The organism is Gemmatimonadota bacterium (assembly GCA_026702745.1).
Classification (GTDB): Bacteria; JAAXHH01; JAAXHH01; order JAAXHH01; family JAAXHH01; genus JAAXHH01.
The window spans coordinates 20323-40707 of record JAPPBT010000065.1 but is presented as its reverse complement, the minus strand read 5'-3'; the positions used below and the strand labels follow the sequence as shown (position 1 = coordinate 40707).

The window sequence follows — 20385 nt, the reverse complement described above, 5'->3', positions numbered from 1 at the left end:
GTTCCTTTCCCCTACGCCTTCCTTAACCCCCATGACCTGACCATGTAATAGATGACCGGGATGACCACGAGGGTAAGCACCGTGGACGTCACCATGCCGCCCACCATAGGCGCGGCGATGCGCTGCATGACCTCCGATCCCGTGCCCGTGCCCCACATGATGGGCATCAGGGCGGCGATGGTGGCCGCCACCGTCATCATCTTGGGTCGCACCCGTTCCACCGCCCCGTGCATGACGACCTCGTAGAGGTCCTGGCGCGTGTTCAGCGTGTTGCGGCTCACCCGTTCCTGGTACGCCTGCTTGAGATAGAGCAGCATGACGACCCCCGTCTCCGCCGCCACGCCGGCCAGGGCGATGAAGCCGACCCCAACCGCGATGCTGAAGTCGTAGTCCAGCAGGTACATCAGCCATACGCCCCCGACCAGCGCGAAGGGCAGCGACAGCATGACGATCAGGCTGTCCGCGACGTTGCGGAAGTTCATATAGAGGAGCAGGAGAATGATGGCCAGGGTGACCGGCACGACGATCTGCAGGCGCCGCTGCGCCCGTTCCAGGTACTCGTACTGTCCGCTCCAGACCATGCTGTAACCCACGGGCAGCGAGACCCGCTCCGCGACGAGCCGACGGGCGGATTCGACGTAGGCACCGATGTCCGTATCCTGGAGGTCCACGTACACCCAGGCCGTGGGCCGGGCGTTCTCCGACTTGATCCCCGACGGTCCTTTTCGGATCCGGATATCGGCCACCTGGCTGATGGGGATCTGCGCCCCCGAGGGCGTGGGGATCAGGATGCGCCTCAAGTCCGACACCTCGTCGCGCAGTTCCCGGGCGTAGCGGATGTTCACCGGGTAGCGCGCCAGACCTTCAACCGTGTAGGTCACGTCCACGCCACCCACCGCCGACATGATGATGTCCTGCACGTCGCCCACGGTCATCCCGTAGCGCGCCGCCTCGACGCGGTCGATCTCGAAGTCGAGGTAGTTGCCGCCCAGGGTCTTCTCGGGGAAGGCGCTGAGCGTGCCGGGCAGTCCCTGCAGCTCGACGGCGACCTGCTGGGCCAGGTCCGACAGCACGGCCAGGTCGTCCCCCATGATCTTGATGCCGACCGGGGTGCGGATCCCCGTGGACAGCATGTCGATCCGCGTGCGGATGGGCATGGTCCACGCGTTGGTCAGCCCCGGGAACTGGATGGCGTCGTTGAGCGCTTCCACGAGTCCTTCGCGGGTCATGCCCGGCCGCCAGTCCTCCTCGGGCCTGAGCATGATGGTGGTCTCGATCATGGACAGCGGCGCGGGATCGGTCGCCGTGTCCGCCCTGCCCACTTTTCCGAAGACCCGGTCCACTTCCGGGAAGGAACGGATGATCTTGTCGGTCTGCTGCAGGAGCTGGCGGGCCTTGGTGATCGATATGCCCGGGTCCGTGGTGGGCATGTAGAGCAGGTCGCCTTCGTAGAGGGGCGGCATGAACTCGGATCCAATACGCTGCAGGGGATACCAGGTCGCGGAAAGTACAATCACCGCTGCGGCGAGAGCCAGCCACCGCAGGCGGATCGCCACCCGGATCACGGGCCGGTAGAGGAAGACGAGCAGCCGGCTCAAGGGGTTCCTGCGCTCCGGCAGCAGGCGGCCCCGTACCAGGTATCCCGTCACCACCGGCACGAAGGTGATGGCCAGCAGGGCGGCCGCGGCCATGGTGTACGTCTTGGTAAAGGCCAGCGGCTTGAAGAGCCGGCCCTCCTGGGCCTGCAGGGCGAAGATCGGCGCGAAGGAGAGCGTGATGATCAGCAGCGAGTAGAAGAGGGACGGCCCTACTTCCTTCGTGGCGTCGAGCACGATCCGCCAATGGTCCTTCTTCCCGCGGTCCCGCTCCATGTGTTTGTGGGTGTTCTCGATCATGACGATGGCGGCGTCCACCAGCGTGCCGATGGCGATGGCGATCCCGCCCAGGGACATGATGTTGGCGTTGATCCCCTGCCAGGACATGACCAGGAAGGCGGCGAGCACGCTGATCGGCAGGGTGAGGATGACCACCAGTGCCGAACGGAAGTGGATCAGGAAGATGATGCAGACCAGGGCGACGATGAGGCTTTCCACCAGCAACTTGTCGCCCAGATTGTCGATGGCCCGTTCGATGAGGCTCGACCGGTCATAGGCCGTAATGATCTCCACGCCCTCCGGCAGGCCCGACTTGAGCGACTCCAGCTTCTCCTCGACGTTCCGGATGACCTCCATGGCGTTCTCGCCGTACCGCATGACGATGATGCCGCCGACGATCTCGCCTTCGCCGTCCCACTCCGCCAGTCCCCGCCGCAGCTCCGGTCCCGTCGTGACCCGGGCGACCTGGTGAAGGAGGACGGGCGTCCCGAATCCGTCGACGCCCAGGGGCACGTTCTCCAGGTCCTCCACGGACTCGATGTAGCCCAGCCCGCGGACCATGTACTCGGTCTCCGCCATTTCCACGACCCGGCCGCCCACGTCGTTGTTGCTTCGCTGGATCGCCGTCTTGATCCGGTTGAGCGGTATGTCGTAGATCAGCAGCTTGTTGGGGTCGACCTCCACCTGGTACTGCTTGACGAACCCGCCGATGCTGGCGACCTCGGACACGCCGTCGACCGAGGTGAGTTCGTACCGGAGGAACCAGTCCTGGATGCTCCGCAGTTCCGCCAGGTTGTGCCGGTCGCTCCGGAGCACGTATTGGTAGACCCAGCCCACGCCCGTGGCGTCGGGTCCGAGACTGGGGTTTACGCCCGGCGGCAGGCGGTCGGTCACGTAGCTCAGGTACTCCAGCACGCGGCTGCGCGCCCAGTAGATATCCGTGCCGTCCTCGAAAATGATGTACACGAAACTGAGCCCGAAGAAACTGTAGCCGCGGACCGTCTCCGCGTAGGGCACCGCGAGCATGGCCGTGGTCAGGGGGTAGGTCACCTGGTCCTCCACCACCTGGGGCGCCTGGCCGGGATACTCGGTCAGGACGATCACCTGCACGTCCGAGAGGTCCGGTATGGCGTCGAGCGGGATCTCCACCAGGGCCACGGTACCGCCCGCGATCAGCAGCAACGTGACCAGGATCACCAGGAACCGGTTCCTGACGGAGTATTCGATTATGCGTTGCAACATGATGGATTCCTTTAAGTTCCGGGCCGACCTGTCGAGCCGGACAATCCGGGCGCTCCGGACGTCCCGGTCGGTGCATCATCCGGGCGCTCCGGCCACCCGGTCAGTGCATCATCCGGTGGTCGAGCATCTTCTGAATCGCCTCCTGGAGCCGGCTTTCCGAATCGATGAGGAACTGGGCCGAAGTCACGACCTGCTCCCCCTCGCTGACGCCGCTCGCGGCCTGTACGTAGCCATCCTCCCCCTCCATGCCGAGGGTCACCTCGCGCGGCTCGAAACGCCCGCCGTCGAGGGCGACGAAGACCACGTCGCGCTCGCCGCTGCGGATGACCGAACTGCCCGGGATGACGAGCACGGGCCGATCTCCGCGTGCGGAAAGCCGTATATTGGCGTACATCTGGGGTTTCAGTTCAAGATTCCGGTTGGGGAACACCAGCCGGATCTTTATATCCCTGGATGCCTGGTCAAGGTAGGGATAGATGTAATCGATCCTGCCGCGATAGACCTTGCCGGGATTGTAGGGAAGTTCCATTTCGGCCGCCAGCCCCGGACTCAGCCATGGGGTGTCCGCGTCGTAGACGTGGGCGAAGGCCCAGATGGTGGACAGGTCGGCCATGCGGTACATGTCCATGCCGGGCGTGACCCGCATGCCCAGTTCGGCCATGCGTTCCACCACGATTCCGTTAGACGGCGCGTAGATGGTCAGCGTACGGGCGATTTCGCCGCGCGCTTCCAACTCCCCGATCTGCGCTTCGGTTACGTCCCAGTAGAGCAACCGCCGCCGCGAGGCGTCCAGCAGCGACTCCGCGCCTTTCGCGATGGTCTCGAATGCGCTGCCTTCCAGGTTTCTGAGGTTCTGGAATGCCAGCAGGTATTCTTCCTGTGCCGCGACGAGTTCCGGCGAGTAGATGTCCAGCATCGGATCGCCCTTGGCGACCTGCTGGCCGGTCTCGTTCACGTACAGTTTCTCGATCCACCCGGCGTACTTTACGTTGATCCGGGAGAACATCTCCTCGTTGTAGTCCAGGTGGCCGACCGTCCGTATGGACCGGGTCAGCGGCCGTTTCTGTACGGTCGCGGTCTGAACGCCGATATTCTGTATGGTGACCGGGTCGATCACGATGGCGGCGCCGCTGGATGCACTCGCGGATTCGTCCGTGGTCGCCACGGACATATCGCCATCCGCGTGCTCGTGTTCCATTTCGGTCTCGCGTGCCGTGTGCGCGGCCCCTTCATCCCCGGCCTCGTGCACATGTCCGTGCGCGGCCTCCTCATCCCCGACCTCGTGCACATGCCCGTCCGCGGCCCCTTCATCCCCGGCCTCGTGCACATGCCCGTGCGCGGCCCCTTCATCCCCGGCCTCGTGCAGATGCCCGTGCACGGCCTGGTCGCCCGCGGCCAACTCGTCCGCTTCGGCGGTACGCTTCAACGGCGTCAGGTTCATCCCGCAGATCGGGCACTGGCCGGGCTCTTCGGAGATCACGTTCGGGTGCATCCCGCATGTCCAGAGCTGGACCTGCGCCGTTTCACTGCCATCGGATGACCCCGTCGACTCCGGGTCGCCGCATCCGGCGAGCAACAGGGCCGGCGCAATGGCCAGCGCGGCGGCCAGCCACAGAAAGATAAGTAACCGAGACACCCCCCGGCTTGATTGATTGTTGTATCCCATGATGGTCCTCCTGTGGTTACGGGAGCGTTCCTCCGGCGGCCCGTTCCAGCTGGCTGAGGTAAATGCGGTAGTTTGCCGTTTCCGCCACGTACCCGAGCCGGGTACGCAGCACCATGCGCTCCGCGTCGAGCAAGTCGAGAAAGTCCATCTGCCCCGTCTGGTAGGCGGCCAGCGTCGCCAGCACGCTGCTTTCCGCCTGGACGATCAGGCCCTGCTCATAGACGTCGAGGGCCCGCCCGGAATGGCTGAGCCGCCCGTAGGCTCCCGCGACTTCCGCCGCGACGGCATCCCGGATGCGCTGCCTGGCATGCCGGCTTTCTTTCACCCGCGCCATGGCTTCCTGCACTTCGGCCCGGGTGCGGCTCCTGAACACGGGCAGATTCACACTCAGCATGACGCCGAATGCGTCTTTCCCCGCGTCAGAAGCCGGATTACTTCCGACCTTCGGCACGGTGATGTAGGAACCTTGCACCATGAAGTCCGGCCGGTTGGCGAGGCGGGCGAGGCGGACGCCCAGTTCGTATTGCCGGATCCGGGCGTCGACCGCATCCAGCTCCTGCCGGGCGGCCAGCGCCCGTTCGACGACCATGGACTCGGGCTGCGCGTATCTCGTGGTGTCAATGACAGCCACCGGATCGACCGGCGAATCAAACGGCCGGCTCAGCGCGCCGTTGAGGCGGGCCGCGAGGGCGCTGCGCTCGCCTTCCAGCGAAATGCGCTGCTTCAGGATCTCCGATGCTTCCACGTGGGACTTGAGCACGTCGGCCTGTGAACCGCTCCCGGTGGCGTACTTTTCCTCCGCGGCAGCGGTGAAGGTCTCCAGCAGCACCAGGTAGTCCTCGAGGATTTGCAGAGACCCGTCGACCCGGTACAGATCGTAGTAGACGGACTTCACTTCGTAGGCGATATCGCGGGCAATGGACTCGATACCGGCCGTTTCGACCGCCGACTCTTCCCCGGACATATCACCGCGCAGGCTCAGTTTGCCCGGATAGGGGATCGTCTGACCGAAGGCCAGCACGTTCCGCTGAGGTCCGACGCGTGTTTCCGGCGAGGACAGCCACCGCGTGTACGAAAGCGCCGGGTCCGGGTAGGATGCTACCTGCGGCCGCCGGTACTCCGCCGCGGTCCGGCGCTGATGGGCCGCCTGAAGGGCCGCGCTGCGGTCCAGGGCCTCGGCGACCAGCGCATCGAGACGGGGCATCTGCGCCCGGGCCGGTTGAACGGCAAACGTCAGTGCGAAAGACAGAGCTGGAAACACGATCAGAACGCCCGCGTATCGTTGAAATACGGACATGGGCTTCTTCCTCAATTAGATACAAATGAATGGTTGCCATTGATCACGGCCGTGCGAGCGGAAAAGGCGGTCCCGACGGGGTACCGTGCCGCATTGCGGACCGGACGCGTCGAATTCCGGACCGGACAAGCTGCATTGCGACGGGACGCGCCGAAACAACACGGTTACGCGTCGCGGAATACGTTCACGGCCTGTTGGTACTTTAAGGAGTAAGGGGTATTAAATGAGGTAGGTGCAGAAGAGTGCGCGCAAAGGGGGCGGAGACCGGCTGGCTTCGATGTCAGAAGACCGACGTGTGACATGGACCACCGGCTCATCCACGTGAAATCCCCGCAGCGGTGTGGTCAGGTCCAGTTGATCCGGTTGAACGGAAGCGGACAAGGGCAGCGCGCCGGTCTCTGCTTGCCGGTAAGGCGCCGGCTCAATGCCGCAGCAGGACATGGCCAGCATTCCCGCGGTGCATGTTTCCGGGGTATGGGTTGTCGCGCAGGATTCCGGTTTAGGGGCCGTCGCGCAACAAGCGTGGGCACCGCCGGACGGAGTCGCTTCGGACGCCGGGGACTTCGCCGTGATGCACGCGCCGACCGCAGCCGTGGCCGCCAGGGACGGCGACGACAGCGAGAGGGCAAGCGTGAGGACAGTTAATTGCCTGGTCAGTCTGAACAACCTGATCATGAACGGAGACTCCCGGGAATCTACGACGATCGATAAGTGGAATCTACGCACATCCCGGTGAAATCGCAAACGAAAACCAGCACATCGGGCCCCGCGCGGGGCCGGCCCGGTTTCCGCCGAGACTTGCTTTTCTCACTCGGAACCCCGCTTTTTACCTCTGACGCGCTGGCGCCTGACGAGCTTGACCACCTCCTTGACCGTGATGCTCGTCTCGACCGTCGGTATATCCAGCGGCGATACGGGAGACAGCTCGGGGACGACGGCGTATCTCCTGCCATCTTTCCTGCGAATGATGACCTTGCCGGTCGATTCCGCTTCGTCGAGCAAACTCGACAGATGTTGCCTCGCTTCGGAATAAGTATATACATCCATGGCGTAGTCAGCCCCCCTCATCTTCCAAACGCACCACGTCAATGCCGAGTGACTCCGCGGCGCGGCCCAACGACCGGTCCAGGGTCAACAGCGGCGCGTTGTACCTGATGGCGGTCTCCAGTAAAAACGCGTCGGCCGCCACTCCCTTCATTCGAGACGCGATCGAAAGCACCTGGGCCATGTCCACGTCCACGTAACGCAAGGGGATGTTATCCAGGATCTCCATCCCTCTTCGCGCTTCCACGACGTCTATACCTTTCTGCCGAATCATGACGGACAAGGCCTGGCAGACTTCCCACCGGACGAATCCCGGCGCGATGAGGACATGGCCCGAAGCCGCTTCGGCAAGGGCATCCCGTTCGGGACCCCGCATGACGGATGCGATAATCGCCGATGTATCGATGACTATATTCATGCAGTAACCTCCTTTCTGGTATTGTACAATTGTACATTACTGTGTCAAGTAAAACGCGAAGGATCCGTATTCCCGGGCTTTGGGGAGATGCCGGCAAGGATCGTTGCGCGAAACCCGCCCTCGACGATGCAGGATACCGTTCGAAGAGGATGATGGGCGGCCATTACCCGAAATATTCGCACAATTATCCTTTTTCAACGCCAATTGTTCACACACCGGTCACACTTTTTCCGTTATACTCGGGTAGAATGGGCGGTTTTGGACCGACGCACTTCCAGAGCCTGAGTCATCGTCACCTTATAGACATTGGACCACCGGCCGTATATACAGCACTTTAATCACGTATTTCGGGGAAGGCGCTCATGAACGGTGCAATGGGAGAAGGTGTCAGAGGAGAGTTGACGGACCGGTTTGTCTGTGCGATACAACATCTGAGTCGACTGATGCACAACGACCGTATTGGCGAGCTGAAGAAACTCGGATTGAATGCGCACCAGGCAAATACACTGCTGATGTTGTACCACCGCGGACCCACCAGGATGGGTGCCCTGGCAAACTACCTGGGCAGCAAGCTGCCGCATATGTCCATCATCGTAGATCACCTGGTTGGCAAGGGTTACCTGCAGCGAAGTTCGGACCCGAGCGATCGCAGGGTGGTGATCTGCGAATTTACCGATGACGGCAGGAAGGCTACGCAGCGGATCATAAATCACACGAGGATTCGCGCGAAAAAAGTGGCCGAAAAGTGGGACTTCAAGCAATTCGAGTCCGTGGTCGAGTCGCTGGAATCATTATGGAGCACAGACGAGGAAAGGTCTTTCGGCATCGTTTCGGAGCCAAACAAAGAGAGGCTGTTCAACAAGATGTAATAAAGCCGGACCAGCGGGAAACGTCCCGCTGGCCGGATTAAGGCGGTCCTGCCCGACCGTGCCGTGGCGATAGTCTGCGCCAGTTCGCTAACCCCGCACCCGATTACCCAGGCGGGTCGGGACGACCATCAACGCCGGGACGCCAACCTCTCGTCCCGGTTGCTCGACCGAGCCGGTGTTCCAGTCCCACACCAGCGTGCCGGTCCCACACCAGCGTGCCAGTCCCACACCAGCGTGCCAGTCCCGCCCGGGACGCCAACCCCGCCAGGGCACCGTACTTCTCCGTCCCGTAATCAACGCATACGTTCTATTCCGGTGATCGGTGCCTGCCACTCGCCCGCGGTCGCCGAATTCATGCTCCCCCAAGGCAATCGCCGCCACACTAACACCCCCTCAATCTACAGGCCTTGATCTCTTCAAGGTGATCGTCGCCGCCATCCGCCGTCGTTTGCCCTTCGGTCCGAATCTTACCGCTCCCTGAATCGGACCCTTCACATACGGACGGATTCAGCTTGGCGTGCAGAATCCCGGCGAATCGCTCCGACGCCGGACCGTGGCGGCACAAGCCAGGCAGCGCACACCAAAGGACCTGGAGAATAACTTAGCAGAAGTAAAGTTTGATTTGACAAATGTTAATTTGCTGGATAGTTTCTTATAAGTTTTGTTGAAATGTGTGATTTTTCTCGGGACATTCTCCGCCCCGGAGCATTCGGCTGAACCTGGCGCTGGAACGACCCGAGAGACACGAAGGAATTACCTCAGTTGCCTTCCCGGATGGATCGACCGTTCCCGGGATTGTTGATTGAGAAACGGAACCATTCGATCCCGCAGAAAAGTTGCTTTTCTAACCGCTCGATTTACCCCAGGTGACCGATTTGAACAACGAACGCCGACAGGATATCTCAGACCGCTACCTGAATTCCGTGGAAGAAATCAACCGGATCATGTACAGCGGCCGTTTGCATGAATGGCAGGGAATGGACCTCTCGATTTCCCAGTTCAATACCCTGGTCATGCTGAAGCAGATGGGCTCCATGCGGATGGGGATGATCTCCTACTACCTGAAGAACACGCTGGCTGCCACGACATCGATCGTAGACCGCCTGGAGAAAAAAAGCCTGGTGGTTCGGACCAAGGATCCAGAAGACCGAAGAGTGGTCATCTGCGAACTGACGGAAGAGGGACAGAAAGCCACGGAGCGATTCTGGCGTGTCGCCCGGGAGGCGGCACTGAGGGTTGCCGGAAAGTGGGACCAGGAGCAATTGGAATCCGTGGTCAACGCACTGGAACTGATCTTGCGGACCCATAAGGAGATCGTTCAGTCCGGCGTTTCGTCCAGGGCCAACGAGTAGTCCCAGCCTGCCTTTTTGCCTCACACGAACAACCGATTAAATTACTGAAGTTACGTGGTACGGGTCAGCATGAAGTGCCGCGCGGCACCGATGATGCCGGCGTCGTCGCCGAGTTTGGCAGGCACAATTTCGAGGATGCTGGCGGACCACTTGTAGGCGCGCCGCGCCACCTCCGCGCGGACGGGGCCGAAGATCAGATCGCCCGCCTTGATGACGCCCCCGCCTATGACGATCATTTCAGGATTCAGTAGGTTGGTGAGACTGGAGACGGCCGTGCCCAGGAGCGTGGCGGACCGGTGCATCACCTTGCGCGCCGTCTCGTCGCCGCGATTGGCCGCCTCGGCGATCATCGCGGCGTCGATGCGGCCGGGATCGCCGCCGGCCAGTTCTTTCAATAAGCTCGTACACCCATCCCGCAACAGTTCCCGCGCCTGTTCGGCGATGGCCGTCGCCGAGGCATAGGCTTCCAGGCACCCCAGCGCACCGCAGCCGCACAGTCTGCCGTTCTCCACCACGGTCATATGGCCGATCTCGCCGCCCGCGCCGTTGGAACCGCGCCAGACTTCGTGATTCATGATGATCGCGCCGCCGACGCCCGTCCCGAGGGTGATGCATACGATATTGGCGTAACCGGCGGCACCTCCCACCCAGTGCTCCCCGATGGCCGCCGCGTTGGCGTCGTTCTCGATCGCCACCGGAAGCCCCAGGCGTTCCCGGAGCAGCGACTGGAGCGGGAGATCCACCCATTCCGGCACGTTCGGCGCGTAGACCACGGTGCCTGAACCCTCGGGGATCAATCCCGGCGTACCCACGCCCACGCCCGCCACGCGGTCCCGTCCGCAGGAATCCATGGTCGTCTCGACGCAGGCCACCAAACGGTCGATCACCTCCCCGGCGGTCCGGCTGCCCAATATGGACTGCCAGGCCCGGTGGGTAATGCGGCCGCCGTCATCCACGACGGCGCTGTTGACGTTGGTCCCGCCCAGGTCGACGCCTATGACCAGGTCTCGCTTCATACCAGCTCCGAGCTTCCGGTCGGATTGGCTCGATCATCTGGATTGGCGTGATCGACAGGTTCGACCGGATCGTCCAGCACCGCAAGGTCCGCGCCCGTCATGGATTCCGGACGGGGAATGCCCATCATGGACAGCACGGTCGGCGCCACGTCCGCCAGCCGCCCGCCGGTGCGCAAGGGTGCGTCTTCCCGCTTATCATCCACGAGGATGAGCGGCACGAGATTCGTCGTGTGCGCCGTGTGGGGCGCGGCGGTATCGGGATCCACCATCATCTCCGCGTTGCCGTGGTCCGCCGTCACGATCGCCCCGCCGCCGGCCGACCGGACCGCGTCCATCACCGCTCCCAGGCACCGGTCGGCCGTCTCCACGGCAGCGACCGCCGCCGGAAGCGAACCCGTGTGGCCCACCATGTCCGGATTGGCGAAATTCACCAGCACGAAATCGTACTTCCCTCCGCGCAGGGCATCGGCCACCCGAGCCGCGACCTCGGGTGCGCTCATTTCGGGCTTCTCGTCGTAGGTGGCCACGTCCCGCGGCGAGGGGACCAGGATCCGGTCTTCGCCATCGAAGGGCCGCTCATCGCCGCCATTGAAGAAATAGGTGACGTGAGGATACTTTTCCGTTTCCGCCACGCGCAGCTGACGCCTGCCGGCCAGGCTGATCGTTTCTCCCAGGATTTCGCGCATGCGTTCCGGGGGACGAAAGGCGCAGGGTACATCGAAACGCGCATCGTAGGGCGTCATGGTGGCGATGCGTATGTCCGGTACCGCCCCGCGGTCGAATCCGTCGAAATCCCGTTCGATGAAGGCCCGGACGATCTGGCGTCCCCGGTCCGCCCGGAAATTGAAGACGATTACCGCATCGCCGTCCGAAATCGCCGTGGCGGGACCGGCCGGCGTTGCGCTGGTAGGGCTAGCTGTCGTTGCACCGGCGGGACTGGTCGATCCTGCGCTGGTACGGTCAGCTGTCGTCGTCCTGGCGGGCCCGTCCGGCGCCGAGTTGGCGGGCCCGTCCGGCGCCGGCGCGATCACAGTGGGCGATACGAACTCGTCTGTTTCACCCCGGTCGTACGCCGCTTGAATGGCTTCCGCCGCGGTGCCGGCCTGGTACCCCTTTCCTGCGGTAAAGAGCTCATAGGCCCTGCGCACCCGCTCCCACCGGTTATCCCGGTCCATGGCGTAGTACCTTCCGGTCACGGTGGCGATGCGGCCCACGCCGAGTCGCTCGGTGGCCTTCTGCAGTGTATCGAGATAGGCCGGCGCACTCCGGGGTGCCGTATCCCGGCCGTCCAGGATGGCGTGCACCAGGACGCGATCGCCGGCCAAGCCCCGGCGATGGGCTGTTTCGAGTAGCGCCAGGTAATGCTTCTCGGCACTGTGGACCAGTCCGTCCGACGTGAGTCCCATCAGATGCAGCCGGCCACCCGTTCCCCTAAGCCGTTCCAGGATTTCGACGAGCGCGGCGTTCTCGTAGAATGAGCCGTTGTCGATGGCCTCGTTGATCCGGCTGACTTCCTGGCGGACCACCCGCCCGGCGCCCAGATTGAGGTGGCCGACTTCCGAATTGCCCATGATCCCGGGCGGAAGACCGACGTCCTCGCCCGATGCGCTCAGCATGGTATGGGGATAATGCTGCCACAGCCTGTCGAAGTTCGGTGTATTCGCCAGCAGAACGGCATTGGCATCGCCGCGGGGGGCGATGCCCCAGCCGTCCAGGATGATCAGTGCGACGGGAGCATTCATCTGGAAGTACGTACACCGGCCTTATGGATTCGGGTGCCCGATACCCGTCGGCCAAAAGGCCCATTATGAAGAAAACGCGGAAGGCGCTCCGCGTTTTCTGATGAGTTAAACGATGTTCCTGGATGCCGGACGCGCGGCGGTGTGCCGGGCGCGCGGCGGTGTGCCGGACGCGGCTTCAGCGTCTCGCGTTCATACTACAGTTTACTCTTCGGGAATCCGAAGTCCCACCAGAAATTGCGCGTTGCCGCGCTGAATCCTGAAGCGGATGGCCTGTCCGGCATCGAATTGCCGGACGATTCCGAGGAATTCCTGGACGCTGGACACCGGATCGCCGTTCACCTCGCGGATCAGATCGCCCCGCTGGAGTCCCCGGTCCTCGGCCACGCTGCCTGAACGCACCTGTGCGATTACCACGCCCGAACCCGATTCGTAGAAACGGCTCCATTCACGGGTAATATCCATGACATCGATACCAAGGTTGCTCGCGGGACTTCTTTCCTTCGGTTCCTCTCTCGACGCGGTACGCGTGGGATCTCCGTCCGGCAATTCGCCCAGTGCGATCGCGACCGTTACGGGTTCGCCGTCCCGGATCACATTGAGTTCCACTACCGTACCCGGCGCTAAATCCGCGATCCGGTTGCGCAGGTCGTCCGTATCCTCCACTTCATTTCCGTTCAGGGCAACGACCACGTCCTCCTGCTGGAGGTCGGAATCTCTCGCCGGACCGTCGTCCGTGATCCCTTCGATGAGCACCCCGTCCGAGTTTTCAAGCCCCATGGACTCCGCTACGACCTCATCGAGATTACTGATCATAACACCCAGGTAACCGCGCGTAACACGTCCGTCTTCGACCAGCCGGGTCATGATATTCCGAGCCATGTTCGCCGGAACCGCGAACCCAACACCCTGGTATCCGCCGGTCCGGGTCGATATGGCCGTGTTGATGCCCATGAGGTTTCCTTCCAGGTCGACCAGGGCGCCTCCGCTGTTCCCGGGGTTGATGGCCGCGTCCGTCTGGATGAAATTCTCATAGGAGTTCTGGGCCAGCACCCCGCCCCTGCCCTTGGCGCTGACGATGCCCGCCGTGACGGTGTGGTTCAGCCCGAAGGGATTGCCTACGGCCATGACCCATTCGCCCACGCGCAGCTTGTCGGAATCGCCGAAGGGCAGCACGGGAAGATCATCGAAATCGACTTTGATGACGGCCAGGTCCGTCCTGGGATCCAACCCGATGATTTCGGCCTTCGCCACGCGCTCGTCCGACAGCTGGACCTCCAACTCGTCGGCGTCTTCCACCACGTGATTGTTCGTCAGAATGTAGCCGTCCTCCGATACGATGACCCCGGAACCCACACCCCGGAAAGGACGGGGTTGGACATCCGGCGGTTGCCTGCCGCCAAAAAATTCCTCGAAGGGTCGCCAGAACCGCTGCTGCGTCTGTCTGACCACTCGTTCGCTTTTTATGAGAACCACAGCGGGCTTCACTCTCTCGGCTATGGTGGCAAAGGTCTCACTGAAATCCTCAAGTGATCGTTGGTCCGCGGCCACGACCGGCGTGATCGATCTGTATTCATCCCGTTCGGCGACGGATGCGTCCCAGTTGGAAATGAACAGTGCTCCGAGCACCATGCCCGTGACGAGCAGCGCCGCGGCGGCCAGGCCCCCGAACTTCCTTTTCTCCTTCATACTCGATCTCCCCTTCTTTATTGGGCTGGAACCAACTTGATCCAACTATGCATAATACCGGGCGCGCGACCCGGCGTCAATCGTTTACCTCAGTTCAGATTCGCGTCGCGAGGCGCAACCGCCACGCCGCCTTCCAGGCTCTCCGCCCACGCCTCGTCGCTTTCCGGCGCGTCGACGGGTTCGTCTTCGACCCGTCCGTCCATGAGCGCCAGTTCCAGGACCTGGTCGATGTGGTCGACCAGGCAGAATCCGAGCTTCTCCTTGACGGCCGCGGGCACGTCGGCCAGGTCTTTCTCGTTCCGGCGGGGCAGGATGATGGTGGTGATGCCGGCCCGCATCGCCCCGAGGACCTTCTCCTTGATGCCGCCCACGGGCATGACCTTGCCGCGGAGGGTGACCTCGCCGGTCATGGCCAGGTCGTTCCTCACGGGCCGGCCCGTGAACAGGGAGGTGAGCACTGTCACGAGCGCTACGCCGGCGGAGGGTCCGTCCTTGGGAATGGCGCCCACGGGCAGATGGATGTGGATGTCGTGCGCGCCGAAGAACGCCGGGTCGATCTGCCAGTCCGCGGCATGCGACCGCACGTACGTGAGCGCGGCCCGGGCGGATTCCTTCATCACGTCGCCCAGTTGGCCCGTGAGCGTCAGTCCCTTGCCGCCGGACATCTTGCTGGCTTCCACGAACATGATCTCGCCACCGGCGGGGGTCCACGCCAGGCCGATGGCCACACCGGGTTCGCCGGTGCGTTCCGCGGTTTCCGAGAAGTACTCCGGCGGTCCGAGGTACCGGTGCAGATCGTCTTCCGAGACTGGGAAGGGGGGCGCCTGCCCTTCGGCGACCGAACGGGCCGACTTGCGGGCCACCGTGCGGATCTTGCGTTCCAGGTTGCGCAGGCCCGCTTCCCTGGTATAGTCGGCGATGATCCGGCCGACCGACCGGTCGTCGAAGACCACGTCCTCGGTGGACAGCCCGTGCGTTTCCAGTTCCCGTGGGACGAGGTAGCGCCGGGCGATCTCGATCTTCTCCTCTTCCGTGTATCCCGAGAGTTCGATGACCTCCATGCGGTCGCGCAGCGGCTCCGGAATGCCGGCCAGCATGTTGGCCGTGGTCACGAACATGACATTGGACAGGTCGAAGGGCAGATCGATGTAGTGGTCGGTGAAGGTGTCGTTCTGCTCCGGGTCGAGCACTTCGAGCAGCGCCGAGGAGGGATCTCCCCGGAAGTCCCGTCCGAGCTTGTCGATCTCGTCCAGCATGAAGACCGGGTTGTTGGTGCCCGCCTTGCGGATACTCTGGATGATGCGGCCGGGCAGGGCGCCGATGTAGGTCCTGCGGTGTCCCCTGATCTCCGCCTCGTCATGCACGCCGCCCAGCGAAATGCGCACGAACTGGCGGCCCAGGGCGCGGGCGATGGATTTGCCCAGCGAGGTCTTGCCTACCCCCGGTGGTCCGACGAAGCACAGGATGGAACCCTTCAGGTCCGGTTTCAGGCTGCGCACGGCCAGGTGTTCGAGGATGCGGTCCTTGATCTTCTCCAGGCCGTAGTGGTCTTCGTCCAGGATCTCCCGGGCGCGCTCGATGTCCAGCTGATCCTCCGACGAGACCGACCAGGGCAGTTCCGACAGCCACTCGAGGTAGGTCCGCAGCGTCGAATACTCGGGTGAGATGGACGGGATGCGTTCCAGGCGCTGGAGCTCGCGCTCGGCCTCCACCCGGGCCAGATCCGGAAGGCCCGCTTCGTCGATCTTCTCGCGCAGACCGGACAGGTCCTCGCCCTGGCCTTCGCCGTCTTCGCCGTCTTCGCCGAGTTCCCGCCGGATGGCCTTCATCTGCTCGCGGAGATAGTACTCGCGCTGGGCCTTGCCCATCTTGTCCTCGACCTGCGACTGGATGCGGCTGCCCGTCTCCGCCACTTCGACTTCCTGGGCGATCAGGAACGTCAACGCCTTCAGCCGGTCCTTGACGTCACTCAATTCCAGCATGGCCTGCTGGTCTTCGAGGGAGATCCTCAGGTTGAAGGCGACGAAATCGGCCATCTTGGAGGGCTGGTCCTCCAGGTTCAGCAGGGGAATCCGCAACTCCTCGGACATGGTCGGGACCAGTTCGATCAGCCTTTGGAACTGTTCCGCCAGGTTGTGGGCCAGGGCCTTGCCTTCCATGGACTCGTTCTTCCGCTCAGCCTGGAGCTCCACCCGGGCACGCATGACGGGCTCGGTTTCGAGCACTTCCAGCACCCGGGCGCGGGACACGCCGTGGACGACGGCGTGGAGACTGTCTTCCGGCAGCTTCATCATCTTGTAGATACGAACCAGCGTTCCGTATTCGTAGAGATCGTCCGGCGTAGGCCGGTCGGTCTCGGGGTCCCGCTGCGCCAGAATCAGGACCACCTTGTCCTGCTGCAACGCCTCGTCCAGCGCCTTGACGGAACCCGGCCGGTCGGCCACCAGCGCGGCGGCCATGTGGGGATACACGACCAGGTTGCGCACGGGCAGCACGGCGATGGACTCGATTACCGAATCTTCCTGAAGGTTCGTCTGGATTTCCTGGAGTGCCTTGACCTCGACCATGCTTGTGCCTCGCTTTCTCCGCCTTGCTTTGCGTCCTCGAGAGACGACCGGCCGCTCGGGAGACGGTCGGCCGGTTGCACGTACCACCCTGTGGTGCGCCAAGTCGGCGGACGACCGGCCGCCCTCGTGGCTGCTTACCCTCTTTATACGCACGAACCGGCCTGTTCGCTTCATTTGGACCGGAAGTTCGTGCCGTAATGCATAGATGGAAGGCGCAAACATCATGCCACGGCGATTCCGGGCCTGTGCGGGATGAGTTTGGGGTACCGGCTCGACGAATTCAGGGTGTTTCCGATCACCGGCAGGACATGCATTCACTGGTATATGCCAATTTGGCAGTATTGGCGCCATGAACTGCCATTTTGGCATATATCGGTAGCCTTCCTTATCGCGCCACACCGCTTCCTTCATCCATCGAAACAGGTTGACAATTCATCGGTTCGGGTTACCATGTCGAAAAAAGATCGGACCTGCACGTCCACAGGCGAAACGAGCGGTCTGTACAGCCGGTTCCGGACTGAACGCGCTTTTGTTTCCGGGTAATTTCGGCCAGGGTATTCGGCGGGAACATCCGGGCAACACCCCCTGTCTCCTTACGAGACCCCACAAGAGGAACACCCATGAAACGTCCTTTCAATCGGATCATGACGTCCGCGCTGGCCTGCTTCCTGATCGCCGGCTGGGCCGTGGCGGGTTGCGGTGGCGAAGACGGCGGCGATAGCCAGGACCACGGAGCGGAACCGGCCGAAATCGAAGCGCCCGATCCCAATACGGAGGCCCGTCAGGAGCACATGAGAGAGATCGCCCGGCTCTGCGAAGGGATCGCCGCGGCGGTAGAGAATGGTGCTCTGGGGACGATCGGGGCCGACGTGAGCAGTCTCAAGGAAATCATGGAAGAGGTTTCGACGATGCCGCCGCGGTATGACTCCTCGAGATACGGGTTCTACGCCTCCGACTTCCAGATACGGGCCGAGACGCTTATTGCCGCCGCGGAGACCGGTTCCGCCATTGAGGCCGACTCGGCGCTGCAGGACCTGAACATTACCTGCGGCGTCTGCCATTACAACTGCCAGTACCCGGCCGATCCGTAAACCCCGGCGAGGACGCGCAACGAGACGTGGTTGCGCATATCACCCCGGCAAGGAGGAATCATGATTCGCCAGATCACCGCCGCGCTGGCCTGCGCGGCGCTCATAGCCGCGGCGTGCGGCCAATCCGATCCGTCCGAAGCACCCGCGCCGCCCGAAGAGGAGTCCGCACCCGTGAATCCGATGAACGAATACGGTATGACGGCCAGCAATGTTTTCCTGTACTACGCCGACGTGGAAGCGGCGACGACGTTCTACACCCGCACCCTGGGCTTCGCCGTGGCGGCCGATTACGGGTTCGCCAAGATCCTCCGCGTGGGGCCGAGTTCCTTCATCACGCTCGTCGACGAAGAGATGGGCATGCACAGCGCCAGCGATCCCAAGACCGTCGCCATCGCCCTCATCACGGACCAGCTCGACGAGTGGTGGGAGTACATGAAGGACCAGGACGTGGAGATGCGCTTCCCGTACAACCCGGTAGAGGGACGCCCCCATCACGGCTTCGTGGCCATCGACCCGGAAGGCTATCTCCTGGAGTTCGAGCGGTTCAATGATCACCCCGAGAACGAGTTGCTGACTCCGGTGCTGAACGAGACCGAGACCATCTACCCCGCCGAAGGGGCGTCCGACGTGCCTCCGGGACTGGGGTTCAAGGCGACGGTGGTGTGGTTCTACTACAAGGACATGCCCGCGATCCAGGCCTTCTACGAGGACGTCATGGGCTTCGAACTGATCGTGGACCAGGGATGGACCAAGATCTACCGCATATCGCCCTCGGGCTACATGGGCCTCGTGGACGAAACGCGCGGCATGCACAACTTCACGGAGAAGAAGGCCGTCACCATGTCCTTCTGGACGGACCGCATCGACGACTGGTACGCCTACGTCAGCAACCACGGTTCCTTCGAGATGCGGTCGGAGAAGGTCGAGGAAACGGACCGGTACCGCGCCTTCGTCGCCTATGACCCGGAGGGCTACTATCTCGAGTGGAACGTCTTCAAGGACGCGCCGGACAACGAGACCCTCCACCGGATGCTGCGGGGCGAAGAGTAGCATTCGAGGAGTAGCTCGGGGCGAGGAGTAGCTCGGGGCACGTTGAATTCCACGGCGAATGGCATAAGGTTGAGGAGTTTAAGGAACAGAAATGGCGATCATCCGGCCCTATGACACTGAGCGCGACCGCGACGCGATTATACGGATCTGGCGCGAAGTGCACTGGATCACGAACGACGAGCAGGCCAAGTGGGCGCCTCAGTTCATGGAGAAAGCCCGGACCGACGTGGCCGAAGTGAACGGTGAGGCGGAGTGCCAGGCCTCTTCGACCGACGGCACGTTCCGGTACCTGGACGAAGACCTCACCATGTCCGCCATCGTGGGGGTGACGACCAGCCGGATCGCCCGGAAACAGCGCCTGGCCCAGCGGGTCACCGCGCACCGTATCGGCCAGGACGCGGCGAACGGCGTGGAGATCTGCACGCTGACCATGTTCGAACAGGGATTCTACGACCTGATGGGGTTCGGCACGGGTCCCTATGGACACAGGGTACGCTTCGATCCCGCCGACCTCACGATAGACCGTCCGTTTCGGGTTCCCAGGCGCCTGAAGGCCGACGACTGGGAGATGATCCACGCCGCCATGATAAACCGCAGGCTGACGCACGGCGGCTGCAGATTATATCCGGCCGAGTTGTTGCAGGTCGAGCTGAATCATGCGGAGAAATCCTTCCTCCTGGGGTATTGCGATGGTCCCGGCGGCGAACTGACCCACTTCTTCTGGGCCAGCGACCACGAGGAACACGGTCCCAGCTATATCTACATGATGGCCTACCAGGACCACGACCAGTTTCTGGAACTGCTCGCGCTCATGAGATCGCTTGGCGACCAGATCCGGCTCTTCCAGATGGTCGAACCCCCCGACGTGCAGCTCCAGGACCTGATCAAACAGCCCTTCCGAGCCAGGATGGTGTCCGAAAAGGGATCCTTCAACACCCTGATTCGGGGTGATGGCTACTGGCAGGCCCGGATCTGCGACCTGGAAGCCTGCATGGCCAAAACCCATCTGGACGGGTCGACGGCGCGGTTCAACCTCGTTCTGAAGGACCCGATCGAGAAGTACCTGGACGCGGACGCGCCCTGGCGCGGACTGAGCGGCGAGTACGTTGTTACGCTCGGCCCGGAATCCACCGCCGAATCCGGCACTGACCCCGCCCTTCCCACGCTGACCGCCTCGGTGGGCGCCTTCACCCGCATGTGGCTCGGTGTCCGTCCCGCCACGGGCCTGGCCGTCACCGACGACCTCGACGGTCCCCCCGAACTGCTGTCCGCACTGGACCGGACCCTGCGCCTGCCCGTGCCGGGGTTGTGTGGATGGGAGTACTAGGTTTCGTAGGGTTATCCCGATTAATGCGTAACTAAGTTTCCCGGCAGATCTATATTTTATGAATAATCCCAGTCGCGAACGTACCGCTCAGGCAGCTAACGGTAAGAGGTTCGAAATGTTTATTAGGATTGATTCAGAAGGACA

General features: G+C 62.8%; 16 protein-coding genes. 5 read left to right on the top strand and 11 right to left on the bottom strand.

The features are described from left to right. Positions 1-11: 11 nt before the first annotated feature. The 6 genes from OXH56_10310 to OXH56_10285 all read right to left on the bottom strand — a co-directional run bounded on the left by OXH56_10310 (position 12) and on the right by OXH56_10285 (position 7541). On the bottom strand, positions 12-3116 hold the full coding sequence (locus OXH56_10310) for an efflux RND transporter permease subunit (GenBank protein ID MCY3555701.1): 3105 nt from the start codon (positions 3114-3116) through the stop codon (positions 12-14). 100 nt (positions 3117-3216) lie between these two features. Beyond that, entirely contained in the window at positions 3217-4782 is a 1566-nt protein-coding gene (locus OXH56_10305) for an efflux RND transporter periplasmic adaptor subunit (GenBank protein MCY3555700.1), read from the bottom strand. A gap of 16 nt (positions 4783-4798) precedes the next feature. Then, positions 4799-6079, bottom strand: coding sequence for a TolC family protein (locus tag OXH56_10300; GenBank protein MCY3555699.1), 1281 nt, complete (start codon positions 6077-6079; stop codon positions 4799-4801). A gap of 219 nt (positions 6080-6298) precedes the next feature. Continuing rightward, the gene (locus OXH56_10295; protein MCY3555698.1) at positions 6299-6754 is read right to left on the bottom strand and encodes a hypothetical protein; all 456 of its coding nucleotides are present in this window, start codon (positions 6752-6754) and stop codon (positions 6299-6301) included. 132 nt (positions 6755-6886) lie between these two features. Continuing rightward, on the bottom strand, positions 6887-7126 hold the full coding sequence (locus OXH56_10290) for a type II toxin-antitoxin system Phd/YefM family antitoxin (GenBank protein ID MCY3555697.1): 240 nt from the start codon (positions 7124-7126) through the stop codon (positions 6887-6889). A 7-nt stretch (positions 7127-7133) separates the two neighbouring features. Beyond that, positions 7134-7541, bottom strand: coding sequence for a type II toxin-antitoxin system VapC family toxin (locus tag OXH56_10285; protein ID MCY3555696.1), 408 nt, complete (start codon positions 7539-7541; stop codon positions 7134-7136). Positions 7542-7903: 362 nt separating this feature from the next. Between OXH56_10285 and OXH56_10280 the strand changes: the two genes are divergently transcribed. Further along, positions 7904-8410, top strand: a complete 507-nt coding sequence (locus OXH56_10280) for a MarR family transcriptional regulator (protein ID MCY3555695.1) — start codon at positions 7904-7906, stop codon at positions 8408-8410. An 87-nt stretch (positions 8411-8497) separates the two neighbouring features. On the opposite strand, the gene OXH56_10275 is transcribed toward OXH56_10280, so the two are convergent. Continuing rightward, positions 8498-8683, bottom strand: coding sequence for a hypothetical protein (locus tag OXH56_10275; protein ID MCY3555694.1), 186 nt, complete (start codon positions 8681-8683; stop codon positions 8498-8500). Positions 8684-9285: 602 nt separating this feature from the next. Here OXH56_10275 and OXH56_10270 point away from each other — a divergent pair. After that, positions 9286-9762, top strand: coding sequence for a MarR family transcriptional regulator (locus OXH56_10270; GenBank protein MCY3555693.1), 477 nt, complete (start codon positions 9286-9288; stop codon positions 9760-9762). A gap of 50 nt (positions 9763-9812) precedes the next feature. On the opposite strand, the gene OXH56_10265 is transcribed toward OXH56_10270, so the two are convergent. The 4 genes from OXH56_10265 to lon form a co-directional block, all read right to left on the bottom strand. Next, positions 9813-10778, bottom strand: coding sequence for an ROK family protein (locus OXH56_10265; protein MCY3555692.1), 966 nt, complete (start codon positions 10776-10778; stop codon positions 9813-9815). Next, on the bottom strand, positions 10775-12520 hold the full coding sequence (gpmI, locus tag OXH56_10260; GenBank protein ID MCY3555691.1) for a 2,3-bisphosphoglycerate-independent phosphoglycerate mutase: 1746 nt from the start codon (positions 12518-12520) through the stop codon (positions 10775-10777). Before gpmI ends, OXH56_10265 begins: the two co-directional genes overlap by 4 nt. A 201-nt stretch (positions 12521-12721) precedes the next feature. Continuing rightward, entirely contained in the window at positions 12722-14206 is a 1485-nt protein-coding gene (locus OXH56_10255; GenBank protein MCY3555690.1) for a DegQ family serine endoprotease, read from the bottom strand. Positions 14207-14295: 89 nt separating this feature from the next. After that, entirely contained in the window at positions 14296-16773 is a 2478-nt protein-coding gene (gene lon / locus OXH56_10250; GenBank protein ID MCY3555689.1) for an endopeptidase La, read from the bottom strand. A 620-nt stretch (positions 16774-17393) separates the two neighbouring features. Here lon and OXH56_10245 point away from each other — a divergent pair. From OXH56_10245 to OXH56_10235, 3 genes are all read left to right on the top strand, one after another. Then, positions 17394-17864, top strand: a complete 471-nt coding sequence (locus OXH56_10245; protein ID MCY3555688.1) for a hypothetical protein — start codon at positions 17394-17396, stop codon at positions 17862-17864. A 60-nt stretch (positions 17865-17924) separates the two neighbouring features. Beyond that, positions 17925-18914, top strand: coding sequence for a VOC family protein (locus OXH56_10240; GenBank protein ID MCY3555687.1), 990 nt, complete (start codon positions 17925-17927; stop codon positions 18912-18914). Positions 18915-19005: 91 nt separating this feature from the next. Further along, a complete protein-coding gene (locus OXH56_10235) occupies positions 19006-20241 on the top strand; it encodes a GNAT family N-acetyltransferase (GenBank protein MCY3555686.1) in 1236 nt (411 codons plus the stop codon). Positions 20242-20385 lie beyond the last annotated feature (144 nt).